This window comes from Oleomonas cavernae (assembly GCF_003590945.1).
GTDB lineage: Bacteria > Pseudomonadota > Alphaproteobacteria > Zavarziniales > Zavarziniaceae > Zavarzinia > Zavarzinia cavernae.
Genome location: NZ_QYUK01000011.1, coordinates 4,157,796 through 4,170,287, shown reverse-complemented (window position 1 = coordinate 4,170,287; position 12,492 = coordinate 4,157,796). Strand labels below are relative to the sequence as shown.

Sequence of the window (12,492 nt, the reverse complement as noted above, 5' to 3'; positions counted from 1 at the left end):
GTGAGTCGGCGGCACAAAGCGCGGTCTCGATCACACACCACCTCACCCTCCCATCGCTCTTCGAGCGACGGGCCCCTCCCTCTCCCCGCAAGCGGCGGAGAGGTGTAATCTTCGAATTCACATCGGCGGGAAGTCGTCCGGGCGGCTGAGGCGGCGGCACAGGGCGTCGAGTTCGTCCAAAGTGCGGTAGTGGATGGTGACCGCGCCGCCGGTCTCGCCCTTGTGGGCGATGGCGACGGGCAGGCCGACGGCGGCCGACAGGTCGCCTTCCAGCAGCACGGTGTCGCGATCCTTTTCCGGTGCGCCGGGCTTGCCCGGCACGGCCGCGGCCGGGGCCTTGGCCTTCTTGGCGAGGTCTTCCATCTGGCGCACGGTCAGGCCCTGTTCCACCGCCTTGGCCGCCAGGGCCACGGCATTGGGCAGGCCGATCAGGGTGCGGGCGTGACCGGCCGAGAGCCTGCCCTGGTCGACGAAGTCGCGCACCGGGGCCGGCAGGGTGAGCAGGCGCACGGTGTTGGCGATATGGCTGCGCGACTTGCCCACCAGTTGGGCGATGACATCCTGGGTCTGGCCGAATTCGTCGATCAGGCGCTGATAGCCGGCGGCTTCCTCGATCGGGGTCAGGTCGGCGCGCTGGATGTTTTCGACCAGGGCGACTTCCATCACCTCGGTATCGGTGAAGTCCTTCACCACCACCGGCACGGTGTGGAGCTGGGCGGCCTGGGCGGCGCGCCAGCGCCGTTCACCGGCGATGATCTCATAGCGCTCGCCAGGGCCCAGGCGCCTCACCAGGATGGGCTGCAGGATGCCGTGGGTCTTGACCGAGGCGACCAGTTCTTCCAGGGCTTCGGGGGTGAAGCGCTTGCGCGGCTGGTTGGGGTTGGCCTGGACCTGTTCGATCGGCAGCTCGCGCAGGCCGCGCGGCTTTTCGCCGATCGCCGCCGCCGCGGGGGTAACTGCCTCGCGGACCTCGCCCATCAGGGCGGATAGACCCCGCCCCAGCCCCTTCTTCCGGCCCTCGTCTGCCATGTTCGTGCGATCTTTCTGGTGTGTCAGGCGGCGATGCGCGCTTCTTCACGGCGCAGCAATTCGCTGGCCAGCTTGATATAGGCCTGGCTGCCGGCACAACGGTGATCATAGATCAGGGCCGGCTGGCCATGGGATGGCGCTTCCGAGATGCGCACGTTGCGCGGGATCACCGTGTCATAGACCTTCGTCCCTAAGAAGCCGCGGACGTCGGCCGCGACCTGGTCCGACAGGTTGTTGCGGGCGTCGTACATGGTGAGCACGATGCCCTGGATTTCCAGCGCAGGGTTGAAGCTCTCGCGCACCTGGTCGATGGTCCGCAACAGCAGGCTGAGGCCTTCCAGGGCGAAGAATTCGCATTGCAGCGGCACCAGCACCGAATGGGCGGCGACCATGGAATTCAGGGTCAGCAGGTTCAGGGACGGCGGGCAATCGATCAGGACATAGTCGAAGTTGTCGACAATGGCGGGCGCCGACAGGGCTTCCTTCAGGCGGTGCGCGCGGCGGGGCTGGTCGACCAGTTCGAGCTCGGCACCCGACAGGTCGATGGTGGAGGGCACCAGGGACAGGTTGGGAATCGCCGTGTCGACCAGGGCTTCGGCCAGGGTCGCCTCGCCCATCAGGGCTTCATAGCTGGTGACGGCGCGATTGGCGCGCTCGATCCCCAGCCCGGTGGAGGCGTTGCCCTGGGGGTCGAGGTCCAGGATCATCACCCGGCGCCCCACGGCGGCCAAGGCCGTTCCCAGGTTGATGGCGGTGGTGGTCTTGCCGACGCCACCTTTCTGGTTGGCGACGGCGATGATACGCACCCCGGCCTCGGCGGCGTCAGTCATGGTCGGTCACTCTGATCTGGAAGATGGTGGCCGAGTTATCGGTTCGACTCTCGTGCCGTTTGACGTCCAGTGTGTAGCGCCGAGCGGCCTGGGTCAATTCAGCCTCTGCCTCCTTACCCTTGGGGATAAGGTGAATAGTGTGGGCAGTTCTGTGCGGTGCCGCCCAATCGAGCAGTTTTTCCAGCGGGGCAAGGGCCCGGGCGGTAATCACGTCCGCTTCCAACGGCGCCAGGGTCTCGATCCGCAAGGCGTGGATCTTGACCTCGGCGCCGGTGATTCGGGCGGCCTCGCGCAGGAAGGCGCACTTGCGCTGATCGCTCTCGACCAGATGGACCTCCCCCACCCCCAGGATGCCCAGGACCAGGCCGGGAAAACCGGCGCCAGAGCCCAAGTCGACCCAGCGCCGCGGCTTGGCCGGTTCGATCAGGGTGGCGAGTTGCGCCGAGTCCAGCATGTGGCGACGCCAGAGATCCGGCAGCGTGGCCGGGCCGACCAGGTTGATCTTGGCCTGCCACTTGGCCAGGAGATCGGCATAGGCGGTGAGCCTGTCCAGTGTTTCACGTGAAACACCGGTGGCAGCCGCGAAGTCCTCGCGGGTCATGGCACGGGGCAAGCGCATGGGTCATGCCACCTTGGCAGTGTCGGCAGCAGCGCGCTTTTTCACGTGGGCCAGCAAGGCGGTGAGCGCCGCCGGCGTGATGCCGGGGATGCGGGCGGCCGAGCCCAGGGTCGGCGGCCGGGCGGTGCCGAGCTTCAGGCGCGCCTCCGCCGACAGCCCGCCGACCACCCCGTAGTCGAGATCGGCCGGCAGGGCCAGGCCCTCGTCCCGGCGGAAGGCGCGGATATCCGCCTCGGCCCGATCGAGGTAGCCAGCATAGAGCGCCTCGATTTCCACCTGCTCGGCCACTTCGGCATCCAGGGTCTCGAGGCCGGGCCAGAGCCCGGCAAGGCGGCCGAGGGTGACGCCGGGCAGGCGCAGCAGGTCCAGCAGCGAGCGGCGTTGGCCATCCTGGTTCACCGGCAGGCCCTGCCTGGCGGCGTCGCTGGGCGTGATCTGCGTGGCGCGGGCATGGGCCAGGGCGGCCTCGACCGCGTCGCGCTTGGCGGTGAAGGCGGTCTGACGCGCCGAGCCGATGCAGCCCCAGGACAGCCCCTTGTCGGTCAGACGGCGGTCGGCATTGTCGGCGCGCAGCAGCAGGCGGTATTCCGCCCGGCTGGTGAACATGCGGTAGGGTTCGCTGGTGCCCTTGGTCACCAGGTCGTCGATCATCACGCCGATATAGGCATCGGCCCGATCGAGCGAGACCCCCTCGCCCCCGCCGGCCATGCGGGCAGCATTGAGGCCGGCCATCAGGCCCTGGGCCGCCGCTTCCTCATAGCCGGTGGTGCCGTTGATCTGGCCGGCCAGGAACAGGCCGGGGCAGCGCCGGGTCTCCAGCAGGTGGCTCAATTCGCGGGGGTCGACAAAGTCGTATTCGATGGCATAGCCGGGGCGCAGCATCACCGCCCGCTCCAGGCCGGGGATGGTCTTGAGCAGGTCCAACTGCACATCGCGCGGCAGCGAGGTGGAAATGCCGTTGGGATAGACCGTGTCGTCGTCCAGGCCTTCCGGCTCCAAGAAGATCTGGTGACGTTCCTTATCGGCGAAGCGCACCACCTTGTCCTCGACCGAGGGGCAATAGCGCGGGCCGACGCTCTCGATCTTGCCGGAATACATCGGCGCGCGATGGATGTTGGCGCGGATCAGGTCGTGGCTGGCGGCGCTGGTATAGGTGATGCCGCAGGCGATCTGGGGCGTGGTGATGGTGCGGGTCAGGAAGGAGAACGGCTGGGGCGGGTTGTCGCCCGGCTGCATGTCCAGGCCGGCCCAATCGATGGTCTTGCCGTCCAGGCGCGGGGGCGTGCCGGTCTTCAGGCGGCCCAGGGCGAAGCCCAGCCGGGACAGGGTGGCGGACAGGCCGATGGAGGGGGCCTCGCCCACCCGGCCGGCGGCGACGGTTTCCTCGCCGATGTGGATCACGCCGCGCAGGAAAGTGCCGGTGGTCAGCACCACGGCTTGGGCGGTGATTGTGCTGCCATCGGCCAGCACGACGCCGGCGATGCGACCGTCCCGGATGACCAGATCCTCGGCCGCGGCGGCCTTGATCGTCAGATTCGGCTGTTCCGCCAACAGGGATTGGACGGCCTGGCGGTAGAGCTTGCGGTCGGCCTGGGCGCGCGGACCGCGCACGGCCGGGCCCTTGGACTGGTTCAGGACACGAAACTGGATGCCGCCCCGGTCGATGGCGCGGGCCATGATGCCGTCCAGCGCATCGATCTCGCGCACCAGATGGCCCTTGGCCAGGCCGCCGATGGCCGGGTTGCAGGACATCTCACCGATGGTCTCGATCTTATGGGTCAGCAGCAGGGTGCGCGCGCCGAAGCGGGCCGCGGCACCAGCAGCCTCGCAGCCGGCGTGCCCGCCGCCGATCACAATCACATCGAAGTCCATCATGGCGCGCACTTTATGGATAAGCCGGCGCCAGTCAAACACGGAGATGTGTCATCCAGGGGGTGCCGTGCGTTTCACGTGAAACAGTGGCATGGCGGGCGCAGGGTGCGTCCTTCGAGACGGCCCTGCGGGCCTCCTCAGGATGAGGGGAATCTTTGTGGCATTAAAATTGTCCTCATCCTGAGGAGCCACCGAAGGTGGCGTCTCGAAGGACGCACCCCACTCACCCCAAGCCATGTTTCACGTGAAACATCACTTGCCGATGCAGAATTCCAGGAAGATCACGTCGAGCAGGTCTTCGACATCCACCGTGCCGACAATCCGGCCCAGCGCGCGCAGCCCCAGGCGCAAGTCTTCCGCCCGCAATTCCGGCGGCAGATCGCTGGCCAGTGCCCGGCCCAGCGCATCCGCCGCCGCTTCCACCGCCAGCCGGTGGCGGGCGCGGGTCAGGGCCGGGGTCTCGCCTGGCTCCAACTGGGCGGCGACCCGGGCGGTGATCTGCGCCAGCAGTTGCTCGATGCCGGCCCCGGTCAGGGCGGAAACGGGCATGGCGCCATCGGGTGCCGCGCCCAGGTCGGCCTTGTTCATCACCAGGATGGTGCCGGTATCGGCCGGGGGCGGCGCCTCGCCGGGGGCAAATACCTGCAGGCGCAGGTCGGCGGCCTGGGCCCGGGCGCGGGCGCGGCGCACCCCTTCCCGCTCTACCGGGTCTTGCGTCTCGCGCAGGCCGGCGGTGTCGATCAGCAGGACGCGGTAGCCGCCCAGGTCCAGCGCCACCTCGATGGTGTCGCGCGTGGTGCCGGGAATGTCGGACACGATGGCGACATCGGAATTGGCCAGGCGGTTCAGCAGGCTGGACTTGCCGACATTGGGGGCGCCCGCGATGGCGATCTCGAAGCCGTCGCGCAGGCGCTCGCCCTTGCCGCCATCGGCCAGATGGGCGCCGATTTCGGCCAGCAGCACCCGGGCGCCGGCGATCACCTCGCCCTCGATCGCCTCGTCCAGGCCCTCGTCAGGGAAATCGATCAGGGCCTCCAGGCGCGCCAGCAGCACCTTCAGCCGGTCGCGCCAGCCCTCGTAGAGCTGGCCCAAGGCGCCGTCGAGCTGACGCAGGGCCTGGCGGCGCTGGGCCTGGGTCTCGGCATCGACAAGGTCGGCGATGGCCTCGGCTTGTGATAAGTCCAGCTTGCCGGCCTCGAAGGCGCGGCGGGTGAATTCCCCCGCCTCGGCCGGGCGCAGCCCCAGGGCCAGGAGGACGCCTGACAGGCGCTGCAGGATCGCCCGGCCGCCGTGGACATGGAGCTCGACCACATCTTCGCCGGTGAAACTGGCCGGCCCGGGAAACCACAGGACCAGGCCGCGGTCGATGGTCTCGCCATCGTCGGGGTCGCGCAAAGCGGTCAGGTGGGCGGTGCGGGCCGTGGGCCTCCGGCCGGCCAGGGTTTCCAGCGCCGGCCCCGCCTGCGGCCCCGACAGGCGCAGCACGGCGATGCCGGCCCGGCCGCGGCCGCTGGCGACGGCGAAGATGGTGTCGCCGGCCATGGCCTATTCGGCGGCCGGCTGCTTCTGCTCCGGCAGCAGCATCAAGCGCTCGACCCGCCGACCCTGCTTCAGGTGGCTGTCGAGGATTTCGTCGATGTCGTCATGGGTGCGCGGGGCATACCAGATGCCCTCGGGATAGATCACCACCACCGGCCCCAGTTCGCAGCGGTCCAGGCAGCCGGCCTGGTTGATGCGGACATGGGTCAGCCCCAGCTCGCCCGCGCGGATCTTCATGTAATTGCGCAAGGGAATGGCGCCGCGCGCCTTGCACGAGCCGCGGGGGTGGCCTTCGGGACGCTCGTTCACACAGGCAAAGACATGGGCTTCGTAATAGGGCGCGGGATCACCCGGCCGTTGCCGATCATTCACTTGGTCTCTTCCTTGGCGTCGGTTCGCTTCTTGCCGCGCACACTACTTGCCGCCGACCACAGCATGTCCTGCAATTTCTCGAAGCCCTGCAAGCCGCCCTGGATACCCATGGGCAGCCATTGCTTGAAGATCGTCTCGGGATCGATCACGTTCAGGTACTGCATCATGCGCCCTTCCAGCTCGGCGATGATGCGCTGCTGCACCGGCTCGAGGTCCGGCAGGCCCAGGGCCTTGCGGGCTTCCTCGGGCGTGATATCGAACTCGATATTGATCTTCATGGGGACCCTCTTTGCGCTCGACCGGCCCGCGGCCTCGTGGAACAAGGTTGAGTGTAGATCAGCAGGACTGTGACGCAACATGACCCTTTCCAACGTGCTGGGCCGCGAGACCAGCCCCTATCTTTTGCAGCACGCCGAGAACCCCGTGCACTGGCAGCCCTGGGGTCCCGATACGTTGCGCCTGGCCGCCCGGCAGGACAAGCCGATACTCCTCTCGGTCGGTTACGCCGCCTGCCACTGGTGCCATGTCATGGCCCATGAAAGCTTCGAGAACGCCGAGATCGCGGCCCTGATGAACACGCTCTTCGTCAATGTGAAGGTCGACCGCGAGGAACGCCCGGATATCGACACGATCTACCAGACCGCCCTCGCCGCCCTGGGCCAGCAGGGCGGCTGGCCGCTCACCATGTTCCTCACCCCGTCGGGCGAGCCGTTCTGGGGCGGCACCTATTTCCCGCCCGAGGATCGCCACGGCCACCCCGGTTTCCCCGCGGTGCTGCGCGCCCTGTCGGACGCCTATGCCAACGACAAGGAAGCGATCGACAAGAACCGCCAGGCGCTCGCCCAGATCCTGGCCGAGCTCTCGGCCAAGGCCCATCCCGGCGAGCTGACCCGGGCGCTCCTCGACACCGGGGCCGAACAGCTTGGCCGGGCCGTCGACCCGCGCCATGGCGGCTTGAGCGGCGCGCCGAAGTTCCCGCAGCCCTTCGTCTTTGATTTCCTGTGGCGCGCCCATCGCCGCACCGGCCTGGAGGTCTATCGCCAACTGGTCGAGGTGACCCTGGTCAACATGGCCCAGGGCGGCATCTATGATCACCTGCGCGGCGGCTTCGCCCGCTATTCGACCGACGATCGCTGGCTGGCGCCGCATTTCGAAAAGATGCTCTACGACAATGCCCTGCTGATCGATCTCTACACCCAAGTCCACGCCGCCACGGGCGAGAGGCTCTATGCCCAGCGGGTGGAGGAGACCATCGGCTGGGCCCTGGCCGAGATGCGCCGGCCCGAGGGCGGCTTTGCTGCCAGCCTGGACGCGGATTCGGAAGGCGAGGAAGGCCGCTTCTATGTCTGGACCAAGGCCGAGGTGGCGGGGGTGCTGGGGGCGGCCGACGCCGAATTCTTCGGCGTAATCTATGACGTTACCCAAGGCGGCAACTGGGAGGGTCATACGATCCTCAACCGCCTGCGCTGGTCTGAACTGGTCGACGCGGCGGCGGAGGCGCGCCTGGCCGATTGCCGCGCCCGCCTGCTGGCGGCACGGAACAAGCGGGTGCGCCCCGGCTTCGACGACAAGGTGCTGTCGGACTGGAACGGCCTGATGATCGCAGCACTCGCCCATGCCACCCCGGTGTTCGACCGCACCGACTGGCTGGACGCGGCAATCGGCGCCTTCGACTTCGTCATGACCGCGATGCGGCCCGGCGGCCGGCTGCACCAATCCTGGCGCAACACCCTCTCGCCCGTGCGCGGCACCATCGATGCCGTCGCCGACATGGCGCGCGCGGCCCTGGCCCTGTTCGAGGCGACCGGCGAGGCCCGCTTCCTCGATGCCGCCCGCAGCCTGGTGGCGGAGGCGGAGGCGCATTACGCGGACACCGCCAAGGGCGGCTTCTTCCTCACCGCCGACGATGCCGAGGCGCTGATCGTGCGCACCCGCAACGCCCACGACAACGCGACGCCCAGCGGCAACGGCACCATGGTCCATGTCTATGCCAGGATCGGCCTGCTGACCGGCGAACGGTCCTCTATGGACAAGGCAGAAGCCCTGGTCCGCGCCTTCGCCGGCGAGGTGACGCGCAACTTCGTCCCCCTCACCACCCTGATGACCGCCCACGACCTCCTCGCCGACCCAGTCGAGGTGGTGGTGGTCGGCGCCAAGGCGGACCCGGCGACCGCCCGACTGCGCCGCGCCGCCTATCTCGCCGGCCACCCGGACCGGGTGGTGCTGACGGTCGAGCCCGGCACCGACCTGCCCGCCGGCCATCCCGCCCACGGCCGCACCGGGGTCACGCGGCCGACCGCCTATGTCTGCCGCGGCCGCACCTGTTCCCTGCCGCTCGAGCAGGCAGCAGCGGTAACCGCTGAAGTTGCGGGCAGGCACCATGGCTGAAGCCGGGGTGAAGACGCCGCTCGGCACCTTCTACATTATGGTCCAGGCCGAGGCGATCACCCGCGCCGGCTGGTCGCCCGGCGGCGATGTGAAGCCCAAGCCCAAGAGCGACGACGCCATCCTGCTGCGCCTGGCCCAGGCCCAGGTGGAGGACTACTTCGCCGGCCGCCGCCAGGCCTTCGACTTAGCCATCGCGCCCCACGGCACGCCGTTCCAGCGCAAGGTCTGGCGCCGCATCGCCCAGATCCCCTGGGGCCGCTACGAGACCTATGGCGTCCTCGCCCGCGATCTCGACGACGTTGCCGCCCAGGCGGTGGGCCAGGCCTGCAGCCGCAACCCCGTCGGTCTCCTGGTCCCCTGCCACCGGGTGCTGGCCGCCGGCCCCCGGCTCGGCGGCTACGGCGGCGACGGCCACATCAAGGCCTGGCTGCTGGAACACGAGGGGATCACGGGGATCGGGGTGTAGCGGCGCGCTGCAGATACAGCGAAAAGTGGTAGGCGGTGCCCGGCCACTGCTATGATCGGCGTTCAGACTTCTGCCCCCTCGGAGGGTCGTGACCATGGCGGACAAGGGCTTGCCTCGCGAAGGTGAAATCCTCCTCTATACCGGCGCCGGCGGGCATGTCCGGGTCGAGGTTCTGTTCGAGGAAGAAAGCTTCTGGCTCACCCAGAAGCGCATGGCGGAGCTCTTCGAGGTGAGCGTTCCAACGATCAGCTATCACCTCAAAGAGATATTCGATTCAGGCGAACTCCAGCGGGAGTCAACTGTTCGAAAATTTCTAACGGTTCGAGTTGAAGGCGACCGCGAGGTTAGCCGTGAAATCGAGTTCTACAACGTCGATGCCATCATCGCCGTGGGCTACCGCGTCAACAGCCGGCAGGCGACGCAGTTCCGCATCTGGGCGACCTCGGTGCTGCGGGAATTCATCGTCAAGGGCTTCGCCCTCGACGACGAGCGCATGAAGCTGGCCAAACGCTTCGGCAAAGACTATTTCGACGAACTGCTCGAGCGCATCCGCGAAATCCGGGCGAGCGAGCGGCGCTTCTACCTGAAGATCACCGACATTTACGAGCAGTGCAGCATCGACTACGCCAGGGACGCGGAAGTAACCCAGCGGTTCTTCAAGGTCGTACAGAACAAGCTGCATTGGGCGATCACGGGCAACACGGCCGCCGAGATCATCAGTGCTCGCGCCGACGCCGCCAAACCCAACATGGGATTGCAGACCTGGAAGAATGCGCCGGGCGGCAAAATCCTGAAATCGGACGTGGCGGTCGCGAAGAATTACATGTCCGAGACCGAAATGAAGGATCTCGAACGCATCGTCAGCATGTACCTCGACTATGCCGAGAATCAGGCCCGGCGGCAGATCCCCATGAAGATGAACGATTGGGTCCAGAAGCTGGACGCCTTCCTCACCTTCAACGAGTATGAGATCTTGAAGGACGCAGGCAAGGTATCCCATGAGGTTGCCAAGGCATTGGCCGAGCAGGCGTATGAATCCTTCCGCGTGATCCAGGACGCGAATTTCGAAAGCGACTTCGAGCGCGAGGCGACACAGGCGATCGCCCGCGCAAAAGTGGAGAAGCCCCGCCGTGCCAGGAAACCGAAAAGTGACGGTGATTGATGTTGGCGGCCTTGAGCCGGGCCACCATGGCGGTGGCAGGGCCACATCAAGGCCTAGGCGATTCTGCGCTGGCGGCCTTCAGCATTTCTACGATCTTTGGCGTCCCCGGCCGGCCCGCTGTTCGGGCAATGTCGATCAGGGGAATACCCCAGCAGCGGCTTTGAAGGTCGGGGTGGAGGGCCAGGATTTCAGCAAGAATTTCCGGCTCGCCAGACAGGACGGCGGCGCATAAGACGCCGCGCTTCACTTCGGCGCTGGCATCCCTCATACCGCCCAGGGACAGGAGCTTGCGCATCAGCGCCAGTCGTCCGCCTGCCGCGGCAACTTCGACGGACGATCGTTCGCTTCCCATGGCGGGGCAGGTGCCATTCGCACGGATACCGGCTTGCAACAGGGCGAAAGCCTGATCGTCAGAAATGCTTTCCAGTGAACAGGCGAAGCCGTCAGCAAGTATCTGCGAATCCGCGGAAATGTCTTGCTCCTTTAGGCCTTCGACCGTATCCGGCCCCAGCACAATCCATCGGCGTGTGCCTGCAACCCTGTCAATTTCCCGTTCCAGATCTTGCAGGCCGGCCGGCGCCCCGACATGGGACCCCATACTGTCGATCACAGTCTTCTTCCTACCATCGATCTGTAACGAAATCTCGTAGGTCGGCGCATCATCAACCCCGGCATCATACCGATCTTCCAGCGAGAAAAAGTCGGCCGCCTTGAACTTTTCCAGGAGATCAGCGACGTCTCGCGTGGAAATTCGGTAGTCAATGGATGTTGCCACTGCGACAAAGTATCCGCCATCAAATGTAACCTTTCCGTCCCCATCAATCGTTACCTCATAGACGGGACAGCTCCCCATACAGACCCCCCGCCGCAGTGTGATAACCGTGTTAGACGCGGAGGGATCGTCGACAGGCTCCGATGTACAGGCGCCAAGCAATGCGAGCAGAACGATGGAGAGAATGGCTGACCGCAACATGTTCATGGCTGTCGCTCCAGGATCTGCACCACCTTCGACCACTGGTTTTCACGGGCATAGTCGAGCACGGACTGACCCGAATTCGAGCGGGCCGTCGTATCCGCGCCCGCCTCGATCAGAGCGATGGCAGCATCTTCCGATTTGGCTGAGAGCAGCGGCGTCCTGCCGAAGGTGTTTCGCAGGTTGATGTCTGCGCCCACAGCGACGAGGGCTTTGACACTTGCCGCGTCCGAGCGGTTAAAGGCTATCGTGCCGCCGTCGGCGAAGCGGCGGTTGAGATCAATACCCGCCGCGATGAGCAGACGCAGGATTCGGATAGTCTTGTCCCGGCCATCAGATTCTCGAGCTTCGCAAGCTCCCAGCGCCAGGCCCAGCGGCGGAATGAAGTCAGGCTCGCTCGACACTTCAAGATCAGGCTTCAATGTAAGCGCGGCGGCTACCAGATCGGGCTCGCACCACATGATGCCGGATATCAGAAAGTTATTTCTCGATCTCTGGCTGGCGCCTTCTGCGCCCCCCGCCTCGACAAGGACCTTGAATGCCCCGGCACGGGCGGCATACGCAGCATTTTCGACAGCGCTGTGGTCATCGCAGGTGCCATTGGTGGGGACACCTGCCGCCAGCATTTCCGATACCAACCATCCGGGGGCACCAGTGGCGCTGCAGGCCAGCACATCCGCGGCCTGCCTGGAGCGGAAATCCCAGTTGGCGGCGCGCAGCATGGGCATGGTCTCGTCGGTGCCGCTGATCCACCGCTCCACCTTTGCTGCGCGGTCAATCGCGACTTCGATCGCCGTTACCGTTGCCGGCATGCCGACCGATTGGCCGATATAGTCGGTTACTGTTTTCACGGCATCGCCGATCTTGATGGATACCTCGTAGGTCGGACTGTCCGTTACGGTTGCTTCGTACTTGTCTGCGAGCGAGAAGAAGCCCGCGGCCCTGAACCGTTCGACCAAGGCGGCGACCTCTTCGGGGCCACGCGATAGTCGAGGGTCCCTGCAAAGGCGACATAGCGATAACCGCTCCAGGTCACGTCGCCCGTGCCGCGTATCGTTACGCCATAGATCGGGCAGGGGCCGTAGCAACTACCGCGTCGCAGGGTGATCTCGGTCGAAGCCAGGTCGTTCTCGGGAAAGTCCGTCTTGCGCCCCTGGGGCGCCGCCGGCGACAGGGAGGCTGCCGGCTCCGGCGTACCGCAACCGGTCAAGAACATCGGGAGGGCAAGCAACACAAAGACAA

General features: G+C 66.4%; 11 protein-coding genes and 1 pseudogene. 3 read left to right on the top strand and 9 right to left on the bottom strand.

The window, feature by feature from the left end:
• Positions 1–117: 117 nt before the first annotated feature.
• From D3874_RS23965 to D3874_RS23935, 7 genes are all read right to left on the bottom strand, one after another.
• Positions 118–1,029: a ParB/RepB/Spo0J family partition protein gene (locus D3874_RS23965; protein WP_119781752.1), complete on the bottom strand. Its 912-nt coding sequence runs from the start codon at positions 1,027–1,029 to the stop codon at positions 118–120.
• A gap of 23 nt (positions 1,030–1,052) precedes the next feature.
• A complete protein-coding gene (locus tag D3874_RS23960; RefSeq protein ID WP_119781750.1) occupies positions 1,053–1,859 on the bottom strand; it encodes a ParA family protein in 807 nt (268 codons plus the stop codon).
• Positions 1,852–2,478 carry a 16S rRNA (guanine(527)-N(7))-methyltransferase RsmG gene (gene rsmG / locus D3874_RS23955; protein WP_456306433.1) on the bottom strand — a complete coding sequence of 209 codons (627 nt, stop codon included), beginning with the start codon at positions 2,476–2,478 and terminating at the stop codon, positions 1,852–1,854. Before rsmG ends, D3874_RS23960 begins: the two co-directional genes overlap by 8 nt.
• 3 nt (positions 2,479–2,481) lie before the next feature.
• Entirely contained in the window at positions 2,482–4,353 is a 1,872-nt protein-coding gene (gene mnmG / locus D3874_RS23950) for a tRNA uridine-5-carboxymethylaminomethyl(34) synthesis enzyme MnmG (protein ID WP_119781748.1), read from the bottom strand.
• 249 nt (positions 4,354–4,602) lie between these two features.
• Positions 4,603–5,892: a tRNA uridine-5-carboxymethylaminomethyl(34) synthesis GTPase MnmE gene (gene mnmE, locus D3874_RS23945; protein ID WP_119781746.1), complete on the bottom strand. Its 1,290-nt coding sequence runs from the start codon at positions 5,890–5,892 to the stop codon at positions 4,603–4,605.
• Between the two features lie 3 nt (positions 5,893–5,895).
• Complete coding sequence (locus D3874_RS23940) at positions 5,896–6,261, bottom strand: (2Fe-2S) ferredoxin domain-containing protein (RefSeq protein WP_119781744.1); 366 nt, start codon at positions 6,259–6,261, stop codon at positions 5,896–5,898.
• On the bottom strand, positions 6,258–6,539 hold the full coding sequence (locus tag D3874_RS23935; RefSeq protein ID WP_119781742.1) for a DUF6489 family protein: 282 nt from the start codon (positions 6,537–6,539) through the stop codon (positions 6,258–6,260). The genes D3874_RS23940 and D3874_RS23935 overlap by 4 nt, the downstream gene beginning before the upstream one ends.
• Positions 6,540–6,618: 79 nt before the next feature.
• On the opposite strand from D3874_RS23935, the gene D3874_RS23930 reads away from it, so the two are divergent.
• The 3 genes from D3874_RS23930 to D3874_RS23920 all read left to right on the top strand — a co-directional run bounded on the left by D3874_RS23930 (position 6,619) and on the right by D3874_RS23920 (position 10,277).
• Positions 6,619–8,649: a thioredoxin domain-containing protein gene (locus D3874_RS23930; RefSeq protein WP_119781740.1), complete on the top strand. Its 2,031-nt coding sequence runs from the start codon at positions 6,619–6,621 to the stop codon at positions 8,647–8,649.
• Positions 8,642–9,115, top strand: coding sequence for a methylated-DNA--[protein]-cysteine S-methyltransferase (locus D3874_RS23925; RefSeq protein WP_119781738.1), 474 nt, complete (start codon positions 8,642–8,644; stop codon positions 9,113–9,115). The genes D3874_RS23930 and D3874_RS23925 overlap by 8 nt, the downstream gene beginning before the upstream one ends.
• A 94-nt stretch (positions 9,116–9,209) precedes the next feature.
• Positions 9,210–10,277, top strand: a complete 1,068-nt coding sequence (locus tag D3874_RS23920) for a virulence RhuM family protein (protein WP_119782463.1) — start codon at positions 9,210–9,212, stop codon at positions 10,275–10,277.
• Positions 10,278–10,323: 46 nt separating this feature from the next.
• Here D3874_RS23920 and D3874_RS23915 read toward each other — a convergent pair whose 3' ends face one another.
• Together D3874_RS23915 and D3874_RS23910 are read right to left on the bottom strand one after the other, a co-directional pair.
• A complete protein-coding gene (locus D3874_RS23915) occupies positions 10,324–11,256 on the bottom strand; it encodes a DUF6438 domain-containing protein (RefSeq protein WP_147385840.1) in 933 nt (310 codons plus the stop codon).
• Positions 11,253–12,466: pseudogene (locus D3874_RS23910) on the bottom strand (DUF6438 domain-containing protein). Before D3874_RS23910 ends, D3874_RS23915 begins: the two are co-directional and overlap by 4 nt.
• Between the last annotated feature and the right edge of the window lie 26 nt (positions 12,467–12,492).